Origin of the sequence: Deinococcus maricopensis DSM 21211, from assembly GCF_000186385.1 — a bacterium.
Classification (GTDB): domain Bacteria; phylum Deinococcota; class Deinococci; order Deinococcales; family Deinococcaceae; genus Deinococcus_B; species Deinococcus_B maricopensis.
The window spans coordinates 623073-637500 of the sequence record NC_014958.1; the positions used below are offsets into that span (position 1 = coordinate 623073).

Annotated in this window: 14 protein-coding genes (1 of these 14 running past the window's edge); 6 read left to right on the top strand and 8 right to left on the bottom strand. The window is 71.6% G+C overall.

The window, feature by feature from the left end:
- The first annotated feature begins 127 nt into the window (after positions 1 to 127).
- Positions 128 to 2146 carry a molybdopterin oxidoreductase family protein gene (locus DEIMA_RS02720; protein ID WP_013555702.1) on the top strand — a complete coding sequence of 673 codons (2019 nt, stop codon included), beginning with the start codon at positions 128 to 130 and terminating at the stop codon, positions 2144 to 2146.
- A 46-nt stretch (positions 2147 to 2192) separates the two neighbouring features.
- Here DEIMA_RS02720 and DEIMA_RS02725 read toward each other — a convergent pair whose 3' ends face one another.
- The 6 genes from DEIMA_RS02725 to DEIMA_RS02750 are packed head-to-tail and all read right to left on the bottom strand — an operon-like array spanning position 2193 to position 9349.
- Positions 2193 to 3239, bottom strand: coding sequence for an SIS domain-containing protein (locus DEIMA_RS02725; protein WP_013555703.1), 1047 nt, complete (start codon positions 3237 to 3239; stop codon positions 2193 to 2195).
- The gene (gene nagA / locus DEIMA_RS02730; RefSeq protein ID WP_013555704.1) at positions 3236 to 4360 is read right to left on the bottom strand and encodes an N-acetylglucosamine-6-phosphate deacetylase; all 1125 of its coding nucleotides are present in this window, start codon (positions 4358 to 4360) and stop codon (positions 3236 to 3238) included. The genes DEIMA_RS02725 and nagA overlap by 4 nt, the downstream gene beginning before the upstream one ends.
- Positions 4357 to 6108, bottom strand: coding sequence for a phosphoenolpyruvate--protein phosphotransferase (gene ptsP, locus DEIMA_RS02735; protein WP_013555705.1), 1752 nt, complete (start codon positions 6106 to 6108; stop codon positions 4357 to 4359). Before ptsP ends, nagA begins: the two co-directional genes overlap by 4 nt.
- A complete protein-coding gene (locus DEIMA_RS02740) occupies positions 6101 to 6370 on the bottom strand; it encodes an HPr family phosphocarrier protein (RefSeq protein WP_013555706.1) in 270 nt (89 codons plus the stop codon). Before DEIMA_RS02740 ends, ptsP begins: the two co-directional genes overlap by 8 nt.
- Before the next feature lie 16 nt (positions 6371 to 6386).
- Positions 6387 to 8444, bottom strand: a complete 2058-nt coding sequence (gene ptsG / locus DEIMA_RS02745; RefSeq protein ID WP_013555707.1) for a glucose-specific PTS transporter subunit IIBC — start codon at positions 8442 to 8444, stop codon at positions 6387 to 6389.
- A gap of 56 nt (positions 8445 to 8500) precedes the next feature.
- Positions 8501 to 9349 carry a MurR/RpiR family transcriptional regulator gene (locus DEIMA_RS02750; protein ID WP_013555708.1) on the bottom strand — a complete coding sequence of 283 codons (849 nt, stop codon included), beginning with the start codon at positions 9347 to 9349 and terminating at the stop codon, positions 8501 to 8503.
- Between the two features lie 153 nt (positions 9350 to 9502).
- On the opposite strand from DEIMA_RS02750, the gene DEIMA_RS02755 reads away from it, so the two are divergent.
- Together DEIMA_RS02755 and DEIMA_RS02760 are read left to right on the top strand one after the other, a co-directional pair.
- Positions 9503 to 10036, top strand: coding sequence for a molybdopterin-dependent oxidoreductase (locus DEIMA_RS02755; RefSeq protein WP_013555709.1), 534 nt, complete (start codon positions 9503 to 9505; stop codon positions 10034 to 10036).
- Positions 10033 to 11259, top strand: a complete 1227-nt coding sequence (locus DEIMA_RS02760) for a sensor histidine kinase (RefSeq protein ID WP_013555710.1) — start codon at positions 10033 to 10035, stop codon at positions 11257 to 11259. The genes DEIMA_RS02755 and DEIMA_RS02760 overlap by 4 nt, the downstream gene beginning before the upstream one ends.
- Before the next feature lie 18 nt (positions 11260 to 11277).
- Here DEIMA_RS02760 and thrB read toward each other — a convergent pair whose 3' ends face one another.
- Positions 11278 to 12186, bottom strand: a complete 909-nt coding sequence (gene thrB / locus DEIMA_RS02765) for a homoserine kinase (protein WP_013555711.1) — start codon at positions 12184 to 12186, stop codon at positions 11278 to 11280.
- 16 nt (positions 12187 to 12202) lie between these two features.
- Positions 12203 to 13240 (bottom strand): threonine synthase, encoded by a 1038-nt coding sequence (gene thrC / locus DEIMA_RS02770; RefSeq protein ID WP_013555712.1) that lies wholly within the window; start codon positions 13238 to 13240, stop codon positions 12203 to 12205.
- Positions 13241 to 13389: 149 nt separating this feature from the next.
- On the opposite strand from thrC, the gene DEIMA_RS02775 reads away from it, so the two are divergent.
- The 3 genes from DEIMA_RS02775 to rpmB form a co-directional block, all read left to right on the top strand.
- The gene (locus tag DEIMA_RS02775; RefSeq protein ID WP_043816402.1) at positions 13390 to 13620 is read left to right on the top strand and encodes a hypothetical protein; all 231 of its coding nucleotides are present in this window, start codon (positions 13390 to 13392) and stop codon (positions 13618 to 13620) included.
- 196 nt (positions 13621 to 13816) lie between these two features.
- Positions 13817 to 14083, top strand: a complete 267-nt coding sequence (locus DEIMA_RS02780; protein ID WP_013555714.1) for a GlsB/YeaQ/YmgE family stress response membrane protein — start codon at positions 13817 to 13819, stop codon at positions 14081 to 14083.
- Between the two features lie 134 nt (positions 14084 to 14217).
- Positions 14218 to 14428 carry the 5' portion of a 50S ribosomal protein L28 gene (gene rpmB, locus DEIMA_RS02785; RefSeq protein ID WP_013555715.1) on the top strand. It continues 11 nt past the right edge of the window, so only the first 211 of its 222 coding nucleotides appear in the window; the start codon lies at positions 14218 to 14220; the stop codon falls past the right edge of the window.

A 14428-nucleotide genomic window follows, 5' to 3' on the forward strand; every position in this document is an offset into this window, starting at 1 on the left:
CGGCGCCCCCCGCAACCCCGCTTGTCACCTCCCGGGAGACGGCCCGCGACGACGCGCCCATCTGGCCTCCCACGCGAACCGTGAAGTGGTGCTCGTGCGCGATCCCCACGCGACGTACACTCCCCTCATGACCGCGCCCGCCACCCGCGACGTCCTGCTCACCTGCCCCCTCGACTGCCCCGACGCCTGCCGCCTCAAAATCACCCTGGAACGCCAGGATGACGGGTCCGAACGCGCCATCAAACTCGGCGGTGACCCGAACCACCCCATCACCCGCGGCTTCGCGTGCGCGAAAACCGTGCACTACCCCAAGCGCCAGTACCACCCCGACCGCCCCACCCACCCGCTCAAACGCGTCGACGACACATTCGTGCGGGTCAGCTGGGACGAAGCGCTTGAGGACATCGCCGCGCGCCTGAAGCGCGTCCTCGCGGAGCACGGCCCGAACGCCCTTCTGCGCTACAACTACGCCGGCACCATGGGCCTGCGCGAGGGCACGCACGTCCACTCGTTCTTCCGCGCGCTCGGCGCCCCTGAACTCGACGAGACCATCTGCGCGACCGCCGGTACCGAAGGGTGGGCCATGACGTACGGCCCCCGCTACGGCGTGCGCCCGCAGGACGTGCCGCACGCCCGCACCATCCTGCTGTGGGGCATCAACAGCCTCACCAGCAACAGCCACCTCACCCCCTGGCTGACGCAGGCGCGCAAGAACGGCGCGCGCATCATTCACATCGACCCGTACCGCAACAAGACCAGCCTGTACGCCGACGAGCACGTCAAGATCCGCCCCGGCACGGACGCTGCCCTCGCGCTCGGCCTCGCCCGCGAACTCATCGTGAACGGCTGGCACGACGAAACCTACCTGCAGGACGCCACCGTCGGCTTCGACGAGTACCGCGAGAGCGCCCTGGCCTGGACGCCCGAACGGACCGCCGAGGTGACCGGCGTGAGTCCCGAAACGCTCCGCGCGCTCGCCCGTCAGATCGGCGAGCACGGCCCCCTGTACGTCCGCGTCGGGTACGGCATGACCCGCCACGAGAACGGCGGCACCGCCCTGCGCGCCGCCACCATGCTGCCCGCCCTGACCGGCGCGTGGCGGCACCGCGGCGGCGGCGCGAACGTCAGCACCAGCGGGTACTTCCACCTGAACCGCACGCACCTCGGCGCGGCGCACCTGATCCGGCCCGGCGTGCCGCACGTGAACATGAACCAGCTCGCGGACGCCCTCGCGCCCGAACGCGGCTTCAAGGCGATGTTCGTGTACAACTGCAACCCGGCGGTCGTCGCGCCCGACAGTGAGCGCGTCATCCAGGGCCTACGCCGCGCGGACCTGTTCGTTGTCGTGCTGGAGCAGGCCATGACGGAAACCGCGCGGCACGCCGATTACGTCCTGCCCGCCACCACGTTCATGGAGCACGCCGACGTGTACACCAGCTACGGCCACACGCACCTCGGCTACAACCCTGCGACGCTCCCGCCGATCGGCGAGGCCCGCCCGAACTCCTGGGTGTTCCAGGAACTCGCGCGCCGCCTCGGCATCACCGAACCCAGCGTGTACTGGAGCATGGACGACCTGCTCGCGCACCTGCTCGACACTGACCACCCGTTCCTCGCGGGGTTCACGCCCGAACGCCTCAAGGCCGAAGGCACCCTGCCGCTGAACCTCCCGGACGACCTGCGGCCGTTCGCGGACGGCGCGCCCACCGCCAGCGGGAAGGTGCAGCTCAGCCCCGCGCCCGAGTTCATTCCGGTGGACGCGCAACTGAACGACGCGTACCCGCTGCGGCTGCTCACACCGCCCGCGCACCATTTCCTGAACAGCACCTACGGGCACCTCGACGTCCTCACCAGCGCGGAAGGGCACGAGCCGCACGCGCTCATTCACCCGGACGACGCGCAGCGCTACGGCCTCACGGACGGCGCGTACGCGAACCTCACCAGCGAGGTCGGCGCGACGCAGCGCCGCGTGCGCGTCACGGACGCCACGCAGCCCGGCGTCGTCGTCGTGGAGGGCAGCTGGTGGGGCCTGAGCGCCCCGGACGGACGCAGCATCAACGCCATCACCGCGCAGACCCTCACGGACCTCGGCGGCGGAAGCACCTTCCACAACACCCGTATTCGCGTGGAACCCGCCCGGGGATAAAGGACCGCCCCCGGCCACTGGCCGGGGGCGGCAGGGACGCGCACGCTCAGCGGGTTTTCGTGACCTTGCTGAGCATGGGGGGCGCGTCCGGGTTCAGGCCGCGGTGCAGTGCGAGGTGCGCGGCGAACAGGTAGAACGCCAGCGCGTCCGCCACCGGGTCCGTGAGGGCGTGCCCCGTGGCGGGCACCTTCAGGTGACGCGCGCCGCTCGGCGCCTCGCCCGTGCCGAGCGCGAGCAGGTCCGCGCCGCTCTCCATCAGGTCCGCGTACGCCCGCCGCGCCGCCTCGCCCGCCGCGTCCGCGCCCGTGAACGCCAGCAGCGGCACGCCCTCGTGCACGAGGCGTTTGGGCCCGTGGCTGAATTCCGCGGCGCTGTACGCCTCCGCGTGAATGCCGCTGGTCTCCTTGAGTTTCAGCGCGGCCTCCTGCGCCACGCCGAACGGAATGCCGCGCGCGAGCGTAATCAGGCTCTCCGCGTACCGGTACCGCTCGGCGCGGTCCGCCGCGTCCGCTTCGAGCGTGAGCGTGCGCGTGAGCACGTCCGGCAGGCCCTCAAGCGCCCGCGTGAGGGCCTCGTCGCCCGTGAGGTCCGCGAGGACCGGCAGTAACGCCGTGAGGCTCGCCAGGTAGCTTTTCGTGGCGGCCACGGCGCGCTCCTCCCCGGCGTGCAGGGGCAGCACGAATTCGGCGGTGCGGGCGAGGTCGCTGTCCTCCACGTTCACGAGCGCCACGGTGAGCGCGCCGCCCTGGCGCGCCATGCGGACCGTCTCGACGACGTCCGGGCTGGCGCCGCTCTGCGACACCGCGATCACGAGCGCCCCGCCGAGCCGCAGCGTCGCGCCGTACAGGGTGTGCACGCTCGGGTGCCCGCTCGCCACGGGCAGGCCGAGCGTCGTTTCCAGAGCGTACTTCAGGACTGTGCAGGCGTGGTCGCTGCTGCCGCGCGCGACCGTCACCGCGAACGCCGGCTGGCGCTCGCGGATGGCCTGTGCGACCGCGCGGACCGCGCCCTGATTCTCACGCAGCTGGCGTTCGATCACCTGCGGCGTCTGGCGGGCTTCGGTGAGCATCAGGGGCGTGGGGGCGTTCGTCATGGGTTCTCCTCCAGGATGGGCGTGCCGGCCACGTACACCTGCTGCACGTGCAGATCGGCGTTCAGGACCACCAGGTCGGCGCGCAGGCCCGCGCGCAGCTCCCCGCGGTCGGTGAGCTTCAGGGACCGGGCGGGGTGGGCGCTGAGCAGCGCGGACGCGTGCGCGAGCGGCACGCCCGCGTACACGGCGTGGCGCAGCGCCACATCGAGTGTGAGGACGCTGCCCGCGAGGGTGCCGTCCGCGAGGCGTGCGGCGCCGCCCTCGACCTGCACGGCCTGCCCGCCCAGTTCGCTGGGGCCGTCGCCGAGGCCGGCGGCGCGCATGGCGTCCGTGATGAGGGTCGCGCGGTCGGGCGCGCACGCGAGCGCCAGCTGGAAGGACGCGGGGTGCAGGTGGTGCCCGTCGAGGATCAGCTCGTGGTACGCGTGCGCGTCGGTGAGGAGCGCGCCGAGCGGTCCGGGCTCCCGGCCGGTCAGGCCGCCCATGGCGTTGTACAGGTGCGTGCTGGCGGCCTGACCGCCGTTCGCGTGCACGGCGTCCAGCACGGCGCGCGTCTGCGCGTACGTGGCGACGGTGTGCCCCACGCCGACGCGCACGCCGGCGCGGGCGAACTGCGCGGCGGCGGTCACCGCGCCGTCCACTTCCGGCGCGAGCGTCACCGCCCGCAGTACCCCGAGGGTCAGCAGGGCCTCCACGCGCTCGGCCGTGGGGGCCAGGGTGTGGTTCGGTTGCGCGCCGAGCCGGTGCGGGCTGATGAACGGCCCTTCAAGGTGCGCGCCGGGCACGTCCGCGCCGCCGGGCACGCCGGTCGTCATGACCTGCCGGACGGCGTGCAGCGCGCCGAGCACGTCCGCCCAGGGGCGCGTGATGGTGGTGGGCAGCAGCGTGGTCGTGCCGCGCGCCGCGTGCGCGCGCGCGAGCGTGCGGATGCCCGCCTCGCCGTCCATGGTGTCGCCGCCGCCGCCGCCGTGCACGTGCGCGTCAATGAAGCCCGGCAGGATGAACACGCCCCCCGGCGCGTCGTCCTGGGATTCGACCCCCTGGAGGTGCGTGCCGAACACCACGCGCCCGGCACGCACGCCGTCCGGCGTGACGAGCTGGCCCGCGAGGGTCCGCGTCACGCGAGCTCCGGGTGGCGGGCGCGCACGGCCGCCTCGACCGCCTCGGCGCTGTCCAGGACGAGGAGTGACTCGGCCCAGGCGCGCGCGTCGCGGACGTTCAGGCGCGCGAGGTGCGCGCGGGCCGTCAGGACGCGCGGGGCACTCATGCTGAGTTCCGTGACGCCCAGGCCCGCCAGGACCGGCAGCGCGAGCGGCTCCCCGGCCAGTTCGCCGCACACGCCCACCCATTTCCCGTGCGCCTCGGCGGCGCGCGTGACCGTGCGGATCAGGGTCAGCACCGCCGGGTGCAGCGGCTGGTGCAGCGCCGCGACGCGCGGGTTGCCGCGATCGGCGGCCATGACGTATCCGGTGAGGTCGTTCGTGCCGACGCTGAAGAAGTCCACTTCCGGCGCGAACTGGTGCGCCATGACGGCCGCGGCGGGCACTTCGACCATCATGCCGACCTCCAGGGCGCTCGGCGGGGGTACGCCCTCGGCACGCAGGTGCGCCTGCTCCTCGCGCAACAGGGCCCGGGCCGCGCGCAGTTCCCCCAGGGTGGCAATCATGGGGAACATGACGCGCAGGTGCCGCTCCGCGCCGGCGCGCAGCAGCGCGCGCAGCTGCGTGCGGAACAGCTCGGGTTCGCCGAGGCACAGGCGGATGGCGCGGTACCCGAGGAACGGGTTCTCCTCAGCGGGCAGGTTCAGGGCGGGCAGGGCCTTGTCGCCGCCGACGTCGAGGGTGCGGATCACCACGGGCCGGGGGGCGAGCGCGTCGAGGACCGCGCGGTACGCGGCCATCTGCTGCGCTTCGTCCGGCAGTTGCGCCTCGCCCATGAACAGGAATTCCGTGCGGTACAGGCCGACGCCGTCGGCGCCGCTCGCCAGGACCGCGTCGGCGTCGCCGGGGTGGCCGATGTTCGCGGCGAGTTCGAGGGGGACGCCGTCCGCACTGACGCTCGGGCGCTCACGCCACTCCAGCAGGCCCTCGTGCGCGGCGGCCTGGGCGGCCATGCGGGCGCGCGCGCCCTGAAGGTCAGCGTCGTGGGCGTGCAGAGTGACGGTGCCGGCGTCCCCGTCCACGAGGAGCAGGTCGCCGTCCCGCACGGCACTCAGCAGGTCCGGGCCGACGCCCACGACGGCGGGGAGGCCCAGGCCGCGCGCCATGATGGCCGTGTGCCCGGTGCGGCCGCCCGCGGCGGTCACGAGGCCGCGCACGTGCGCGCGGTCCAGGCGGGCGGTGTCGCTGGGGCTCAGGTCGTGCGCGATCAGGACGGCGTCGCCGGTCAGGACGGGCGGCCCGGCGGGCGTCACGCCGAGCAGGTGCGCGAGCAGGCGGTCACGGACATCGCGGAGGTCCGCGGCGCGCTCGCGCAGGTACGGGTCTTCGAGCGCCTCGAACAGCGCGATGTACTGCGCGCTGACGTCCTCGACGGCCGCTTCGGCGTTAAGACCGCCGCTGAGGAGCGCGCGGACCTGCGTGAGGTACTCGGGGTCGCGGGCGAGCAGCAGGTGCGCGTCGAAGATGGCGGCGTGGCCCGCGCCGAGCCGCGCGAGCGTCGCGTCGCGCAGCGCGGTCAGGTCCGCTTCGGTGGCGGTCAGGGCGGCGCTCAGGCGCGCGGCTTCGGTGGCGGCGTCCGCGTCGGTGCGGCGCGGGGCGTGCAGGGTGGGCGCGCGCAGGACGCGGGCGGGCGCGACGGTCACGCCGGGCGCGGCGGGCGTGCCGCGCAGCACGACCGGCGCGCTCGTGGCGGGGTGGGGGTCAGGCACGCTGTGCGAGCCCCTGTTGCTGCAGGTGGGTGCTGAGCGCGCCCAGGACGGCGTCCGCGTCGGGGCCGTCGGCGCGGACCGTGAAGGTTGCGCCGTGCGCGAGGCCGAGGCCCATGACGGCCATGATGCTTTTGAGGTTCACGGCGCGCCCGTCGGCGATGAGCTGCACGTCGCTGGCGTACGGCGTGGCGATCTGGACGAGGGCGGCGGCGGGGCGGGCGTGCAGGCCGTGGTCGGCGGTGACGGTGAAGGTGTGTTCCATGGGGTCCTCCTGGGGGTCAGTGGAGCGTGACGCGCGCGCCGTCCACGTGGACGTGCGTGCCTTCGGGCAGGTTCGTGAAGATCACGGGGGTGATCAGGCTGGGGACGCGGCCGCGCAGGACGTTCAGGTCGGCGCGCAGGAGCGGCTGGCCGGCGTGCACGCGGTCGCCCTGCCGGACGAGGGCGGTGAAGCCCTCCCCGCCGAGGCGGACGGTGTCGATGCCGACGTGCACGAGCACTTCCAGGCCGTTGTCGGCGCGCAGGCCGACGGCGTGGCCGGTGGGGAAGAGCGTGACGACCTCGCCGCTGACGGGCGCGACGACCTCGCCGCTGCTGGGGTCGATGGCGAACCCGTCGCCCATCATCTTGCCGCTGAACACCGGGTCGGGGACGTCGGCGAGCGGCACGACGCGGCCGGCGAGCGGCAGCGTGAAGTCGCTGGGCAGGGTCACCTGGGCGGTCGCGGTCGCGGAAGGAGTGGGCATGGTGGGGGTGGGCGCGGCTTCGGGCGTGTACGCGCCGTCCTGCAGGACGCGGCGGATGTCTTCCTTGAGCTGGTCGCTGCGCGTGCCGAACACCGCCTGAACGCTGTTGCCGACTTCCATGACGCCCGCTGCGCCGAGGCGCTGCAACTGGGTTTTGTTCACGCGGCTCTTGTCGTTCACGGTGACGCGCAGGCGGGTGATGCACGCGTCGAGCACCTGGATGTTGTCCGGGCCGCCGAGGGCGCGCAGGATGTTCACGGCGAGCGGGCGGTCCCCGGCGGCGCCGTTGGGCAGGACGACGGCGGTTTCGCTGTGCTCGTCCGTGACGGCTTCACGGCCGGGCGTCATCAGGTTGAAGCGGCGGATGGCGGCGCGGAACACGACGTAGTACAGCGCCGCGAAGATCAGGCCGACGAGCGGCACCGCCCACGCCTTGGTGCTTTTCGGCATCAGCAGGAAGTAGTCGATGGCGCCGCCGCTGAACGTGAAGCCGTTGTGCGAGCCGAGCAGGTTCATGACGATGAAGCTCAGGCCGGTCATGACCGCGTGGAAGACATACAGCAGGGGCGCGACGAACATGAACGCGAACTCGATGGGTTCGGTGATGCCGGTCAGGAAGCTGGTGAGCGCGGCGGAGCCCATGATGCCCGCGATGAGCTTGCGGCGGTCCGGGCGGGCTTCCTGCACCATGGCGAGCGCGGCGGCGGGCAGCGCGAACATCATGATCGGGAAGAAGCCGGTCATGAAGACGCCGGCGCTCTTGTCCCCGGCGATGTAGCGCGTGAGGTCGCCGTGCACGACGGTGCCGGCAGGCGTGGTGTAGTCCCCGGCGATGAACCAGAACGGCTGGTACCAGATGTGGTGCAGCCCGAACGGGATGAGCAGGCGGTTGATGACGCCGAAGATGCCGCTGGACGCGACGGGCGCGCCCTGCGTGGCGACCGTGGAGAAGGCGTTCAGGGCGTGCTGCACGGGCGGCCACAGGTACGTGAGCAGGATGCCGACCACGATGGCGCTCGCGGCGGTCACGATGGGCACGAAGCGGCGCCCGGCGAAGAACCCGAGGAAGGCGGGCAGGCGGATGTCCTTGTAGCGGCGGTACAGGAACGCGGCGAGCAGGCCCATCAGGATACCGCCGAACACGCCGGTCTGCAGGGTGGGCACGCCGAGGACGGTGGCGTAGGCGCCTTTGGTGGCGCCGCTGAGCTGCGCGAACTTCGCGGCGTCGCCGAGGCCGAGGTAGCTGCTCATGGTGGCGTTCATGACCAGGAAGCCGACGAGCGCGGCGAGCGCGGCCACGCCGGCGCCCTCGGCGAGGCCGATGGCGACGCCGAGCGCGAAGATGACGGGGAGGTTCCCGAAGATCACGTCGGACGCGCCGACCATCATCTTGCCGATGAACTGCAGCCAGGCGGGGATGCTGGCGTGCCAGGAGTAGCTGGCGTCGTTGAAGGCGGCGCCGATGCCGAGCAGCAGGCCGGCGGCGGGCAGCACGGCCACGGGCAGCATCAGGGCTTTGCCGACTTCCTGCAGCGCGGCGAAGGCCCCTCTGCGGGGTGGGGTGGCGGGTGAGGCGACAGTCTGGGTCATGCGTGATCCTCCTTTGGCGTGGGGCGGGCGCGGAGGGGCATGCCCGGGCGCCCGCTTCAGTACTTCTTTTCGACGACGGACTGGGCGGTGCGGCGCATGGCGTCGTCCGCGTCGGGGATGAGGGCGTACACGGCGAGGTACAGCGCTTCGAGCAGCAGGACCTGACTGGTGAAGCTGCTGATGGCGCCGCCCGCGAGCGGGGATTCGGGCGCGGCGGTGAACAGGACGTCCCGGGCGACGCGGGTGATGGGGGAGGAGGCGCGGTTGGTGACGGCGACGGTGTGCGCGCCGCGCTCGTAGGCGACGGTGAGGGTCTGGACGGTGTCGATGGTGCTGCCGCTGCGGGTAAGACCGAGGACGACGCCCTGCGGCGTCTGGGTGGCGGCGGCGACAGTGGCGAGGTGCGGGTCGGTGTACGCGACGGTGGTGATGCCGAGGCGCATGAGTTTGGTGGCGAAGAATTGCGCGGCGAGGCCGCTGTTGCCCTGGCCGACCACGTCGATGCGGGGGGCGTTCACGATGGCGCGCGCGACGCGCTCCAGGGTGGACAGGTCGATGACGCGGCGGGTTTCCTCGAGGGCGCTGACGGCCTGGTGGGCAGCGCGGGTGACGACGTCGGCGTCGGCGCTGGGGGGGGTGGGGGTGTCGATCTGGGCGAGGTCGGTGGTGAGGGCAATCTTGAACGCGTGGAACCCGGGGTAGCCGAGGCGTCGGCACAGTCGCGTGATGGTGCTTTCGCCGACGCCGGCGTCCTGGGCGAGTTCGGTGATGGTCTGGTAGATCACGCGTTCGGGTTTCTCCAGGATGTGTGCGGCGACGCGTTGCAGGGTGGCGGGCAGGAAGTCCTGCTGCGCGCGGATGTTGGCGACGGCGCTGGCGGGCGTAGCGGGGTGCGTGGTGGGCATGCCCTCACGATACGGAGTGTGGTGAGTGGGCTGGCCGTATCGTAGGTATGAAAATAATTTCTGTCAAGCACGGGTCATGGTGTAAATCATCGCCTGTAGTGGTGCCTCACGTCGCCTTGAGTCCCGCCCCTCAACTCCGCTACAGTCAGGGCCGTGCCGACCCCCCGCTGGCCGCGCCTCGCCCTGCTGCTGCCCGTTCTGCTGAGCGCCTGCGGACGCGACCCCACCCCCGCCACGTTCCCCTACACCCACGGCGCCCGCCCCGCCCCGGCGGCGCGCCCCGGCGACCCCGTCGCCCTCACCGTGTACAGCGCGCGCGGCCCACGCACCTACACCCTGGCGCAACTCCGCGCCCTGCCCGCAGTCCGCTACCGCGCCACGCAACCCCAACTGCGCCGCACCGCCACCTACGAAGGCGTCGCGCTGCGCGACCTCGTGCGCGCCGCCGGCCTGCCCGAACGAGACGTGCGCGTCGAAGCCTCGAACCTGTTCAGCGCCCGCATTCCCGCCAGCGAGTACCTGCACTACCCCATCATGATCGCCTACGCCGCCGACGGCCACGCCGTCAGCACGCTCGACAAGGGCCCCCTGCAGGTCATCCTCCCCAATCTCCACACCGGCAACCGCTACGCCAAACGCGGCAACTGGTGGGTGTGGTTCGCCGTCGGCGTCCGCAGCGCCTCATGACGCGCCCACCGCGCGCCGTGCCCACCATGCCGTGGTTCCCCGTGCGGGAACTGCTGCTCACCATCCTGCCGTCCCTGCTGACCGTCATCATCCTGCTCGTCGGGTACCTCCCGGTCCGCGCGGACCTGGAACGCACCGGCAACCTATGGACCAGCTACCCGTACGAGAGCATCGTCAACTCGCTGTTCCTGTACCACCTCGACCGCGAGGACCCGCGCACACCCACCGCCCGCCTGGACAGCGCGCGTCAGCAGATCGAGTCGAGCCTGCGCAACCCCGCCGAGTTCCAGTTCCCACCCATCCAGGCGGTCGAGGCGCACGGACCGGCGCGGCTGCAGCGCGTACGCGCCCTGTTCGCCACGGGCCGCGAGCGCGACCTGCACGAGGCCATTCAGGAAGCAATCCGCCTGAACGTGCAGGCGCACGAGTACATCATTCAGCTGCGCGAGGTGTACGTCGGGCAGCTGCGGCGCGTGCAGTGGTACATGCTCGGCGCGGCCCTCGCCAGCGGCCTGATGGGCGTGCTGCTCACCGGGCGGCTGCTGCAACGCTGGCAGCGTGAACGGCGCGCCCGCGACGCCGAGGCGCGCGACACGCAGCACATGCTCGCCATGGCCTCGCACGAACTGCGCCGCCCCCTGCAGAAACTCCTGCTGGTCAGCGACCTGCTGCGCGACAGCCACACCCGCGAGCGTCAGCAGGAACTGCTCGAGCTGCTCGAAGACGCCGCCGTGCAGGTCGCGTCGCGTTCGGACCTCGCGCGGCTGGAGGACCTGTTCAGCGACACCACCCTGGACCTCAAGCCCACGGACCTGCGCACGCTGATCTCGCCGTTCGTAGGGCCGCGCGTGTACCTGACGCTGCCGCCCCTGCCGGTCGTGCGGGCCGTGGACACGCGCCGCATCCGCCAGGCCATCGAGAACCTTGTCGAGAACGCCCTGAAGCACACGCGCACGCTGGTGCAGGTGGAACTGCACGCGCACCGCGACGTCACCGAAATTCACGTGGTGGACGACGGGGCGGGCCTGAGCGAGGAGGTGCGCGCGCGGGCGTTCGAGGCGTTCTACCGCGCGCCCGGGCAGAGCAACCCGGGGCGGGGGCTGGGCCTTACCATCGCGCGGCAGTTCGCGCGCGCGCACGGCGGCGACGTGGACCTGATCGCCGAACCGGGCGGCGGCACGCGCGCCATCCTGCGCCTGGGCAGCATGACGCGCGTGCCCTGAGGGCCCGCACGCGGCGCTTCAGGCGCGGCGCACCTGCACGCCGTGCGGGTCGATGGGCAGGTCCAGGGTGCGGCCCGTCAGGCCGTTGCGGCGCATGACGCCGTGCAGGTACGCGTGCAGCGGCGCCGTGGCGTGCCGGGCGTCGTGGAAGCACAGCACGGTGGGGCCAGCGCCGCTCAGGGCCGCGCCGAGCGCCCCGAAGCGCGTGGCCTCCTCGAGGATGTCGCTGAGGCCCGGCACGAGCGGGGCGCGCCACGTTTGGTGCAGGTAGTCCTGCATGGCGTGCCGCAGGAGGTCCAAGCGGCCGGTGGCGAGCGCGGCAGTCAGCAGCGCCGCGTGCGACAGGGCGTGCACGGCGTCCGCGCGGGAGTACTCGCGCGGCAGGACCGCGCGGGCCTTTTCGGTGGACAGCTCGAAGTCCGGAATCAGGACGGTCACGCCCAGGTGGGCGGGCGGGTCAAGGCGGACGTGGTGCGTGCCGGCCTTGTCGAGCGTGGCGACCACGATGCCGCCGAGCAGAGCGGGCGCCACGTTGTCCGGGTGGCCTTCCTCGCGCGCGGCCAGTTCCAGGACGGCGGGGTCGTCCAGCGGTCGGCCCAGCAGTTCGTTCGCGGCGACCAGCCCGGCCACGAGGGCGCTGGCGCTGCTGCCCAGCCCGCGTGCGAGTGGCACATCCGTTTCGATCTCCACCCGCGCGGGGGGGAGGTCCCGTCCGGCGGCGCGCGCGAGGCGCTGCATGGCGCGGTACAGGTAATTGCGTTCGTCGGCGGGCGTGCCGGCGAGGGCTTCGCCGAGTGGAATGATCTCGGTGGTGGCCTGTGGCGTGACGCGCAGCGTCGTGTACAGCGGGAGGCTCAGGCCGAGGCTGTCGAAGCCCGGCCCGAGGTTCGCGCTCGAAGCGGGCGCGCGCACGGTGATGGTGCTCATGGGACCTGCCAGCGCGTCACAGGATGGCTTCCAGCACGCGGTCCATGTTCGCTTCGACGCCTTTGGGCGCTTCCACGGAGCGCAGCGCGGCGTTCGGGTCTTTCAGGCCGTTCCCGGTGAGCACGGCCACGACCGTCTGCCCGGGGGGCAGCTCGCCCTGCGCGTGGAGCTTCAGGAGGCCCGCGACGGGCGTCGCGCTGGCCGGTTCGCAGAACACGCCCTCGCGCGCAATTAGGTTGTAGGCGTGCATGATCTCGTCGTCGCTCGCCATGTCGAAGCGCCCGGCGCTTTCTTGCACGGCGGCGCGGGCGAGGTGCGCGCTGGCGGGGTTGCCGATGCGGATGGCCGTGGCGATGGTTTCCGGTTCGTCCACGATGGCGCCGCGAATGAACGGCGCGGCGCCTTCCGCCTGGAAGCCCCACATTTTCGGCGTGGTGCTGCTCCGACCTGCGGCCGCGTATTCCTGGAAACCCATCCAGTAGGCGCTGATGTTCCCGGCGTTCCCGACAGGGATGGCGAGGATGTCCGGCGCGCCCCCGAGTTCGTCGACAATTTCGAACGCGGCGGTCTTCTGGCCCTGCAGGCGGTGCGGGTTGACGCTGTTCACGAGGGCAATGGGGTGCTGCGCGCTGATGTCACGCACGAGGTTCAGGGCGGCGTCGAAGTTGCCGTTGATGGCGACGACGTGCGCGCCGTACGCGATGGCCTGCGCGAGCTTCCCGAGGGCGATGTTGCCGTCCGGGATCAGCACGACGCAGCGGAGACCGGCGCGGGCGGCGTACGCGGCGGCGGCGGCGCTGGTGTTGCCGGTGCTGGCGCAGATGATGGTGTCCGCGCCGTCTTCGAGGGCTTTGGCGACGGCCATGACCATGCCGCGGTCCTTGAAGCTGCCGGTGGGGTTGAGGCCTTCGTATTTCAGGTACAGCTCAACGCCGAGGTGCGCGCTCAGTCGGGGCGCGTGAATCAGCGGGGTGCCGCCCTCGTGCAGGGTGAGCGCGGGAGTGCGCTCGGTAACGGGCAGGTAGGGGCGGTACGCGTCGATGATGCCGGGCATGTGACCTCCGATGGCCGCGCTGTGGGCTTGCGGCGTTTCGGGCCATGCTACGCGGCGCGCGCGGGGCGCCTCAAGGCGCGCAGCCAGACAAGTGCGGGGAGTGTGGCGTGCGGACACCTGCCCCGGTGCGCGGCGGGCATACTGCGGGCGTGAACCGTGTGGACCTGAATGCCCTGATGCGCGACGTGCAGGACGCCGCGCGCGTGGCCCGTCGCCTGGCGCGTGCGGGTGGGAATGCTGTGGCGGAGCGCAGCGCCGAGCAGTTCGAGCAGGGGGCGGCGGACGCGTACCGCAGCAAGAACGAGGAGCATCTGCAGAACAACCTGACGGCACTGCGGGCACTGGCCGAGGCGCTGCGAGCGTCGGACGCGAAGGCCTGAATCTTTCTGGTCTCTAAGGCCGAATTTAAGCGTGCTGACCGGCAGCTTTACACCAGCTTGTGTGGAGGCTTAGTGAGCCTTTAAGCGCCCTTGAGAAGGTACGGGCCTCCACGTTTGAAACCAAGGTCACGTTTCTATCCTTTTCTCACAACGACGCACTCGTTGAAGTCAAGCTCAAGTGAAAGAGGAGGAACCCATGTCCTGGATCATCATTATTCTCGTTGGTGCCCTGTGCGGCTGGCTCGCCAGCCTGATCATGAAAACCGACGCTCAGCAAGGCGCCGTCGCGAACATCCTGATTGGTATCGTCGGCTCCCTGCTGGCCAAGTGGGTCTTCAGCGACCTCCTGCGCATCGGTGGCACGTCGGCGGGTAATAGCTTCAACCCGATTGACATTCTGTGGGGCGTGCTCGGTTCGATCATCCTGATCGCGATCCTCAAGGCCCTGCGCGTTCTGCGCTAACTTGCAAGCGGCACCTGGAGCGCGGCGAACTTCGGTTCGCCGCGCTGCCCTTGTGACCTCTGGCGAGGCTGCTTGAATTGTGGTAGTCTCGGAAGGCTTGCCTGGCTGAGGTCAGGTTGAGGAGGAACATTCACATGGCGAAAGTGTGCGAACTGTGCGGTAAGGGACCGATCGTGGTTAACTCGGTCATCCGCCGCGGTAAGGCCCGAGCCGCTGGCGGCGTGGGTCGCAAGACCACCGGCATCAGCAAAACCCGTCAGCTGCCCAACCTGCAGCCCGTCCGCATCCGCAAAGAGGGCGCCGTGCTGCGCCTGCGCGTGTGCACCAAGTGCCTCAAGAGCGCCC

Coding starts and splice junctions, on each gene's coding strand:
- DEIMA_RS02720 (WP_013555702.1), top strand. CDS start 128: ATGACCGCGCCCGCCACCCGCGACGTCCTGCTCACCTGCCCCCTCGAC.
- DEIMA_RS02725 (WP_013555703.1), bottom strand. CDS start 3,239: ATGACGAACGCCCCCACGCCCCTGATGCTCACCGAAGCCCGCCAGACG.
- DEIMA_RS02740 (WP_013555706.1), bottom strand. CDS start 6,370: ATGGAACACACCTTCACCGTCACCGCCGACCACGGCCTGCACGCCCGC.
- ptsG (WP_013555707.1), bottom strand. CDS start 8,444: ATGACCCAGACTGTCGCCTCACCCGCCACCCCACCCCGCAGAGGGGCC.
- DEIMA_RS02750 (WP_013555708.1), bottom strand. CDS start 9,349: ATGCCCACCACGCACCCCGCTACGCCCGCCAGCGCCGTCGCCAACATC.
- DEIMA_RS02760 (WP_013555710.1), top strand. CDS start 10,033: ATGACGCGCCCACCGCGCGCCGTGCCCACCATGCCGTGGTTCCCCGTG.
- thrB (WP_013555711.1), bottom strand. CDS start 12,186: ATGAGCACCATCACCGTGCGCGCGCCCGCTTCGAGCGCGAACCTCGGG.
- thrC (WP_013555712.1), bottom strand. CDS start 13,240: ATGCCCGGCATCATCGACGCGTACCGCCCCTACCTGCCCGTTACCGAG.
- DEIMA_RS02780 (WP_013555714.1), top strand. CDS start 13,817: ATGTCCTGGATCATCATTATTCTCGTTGGTGCCCTGTGCGGCTGGCTC.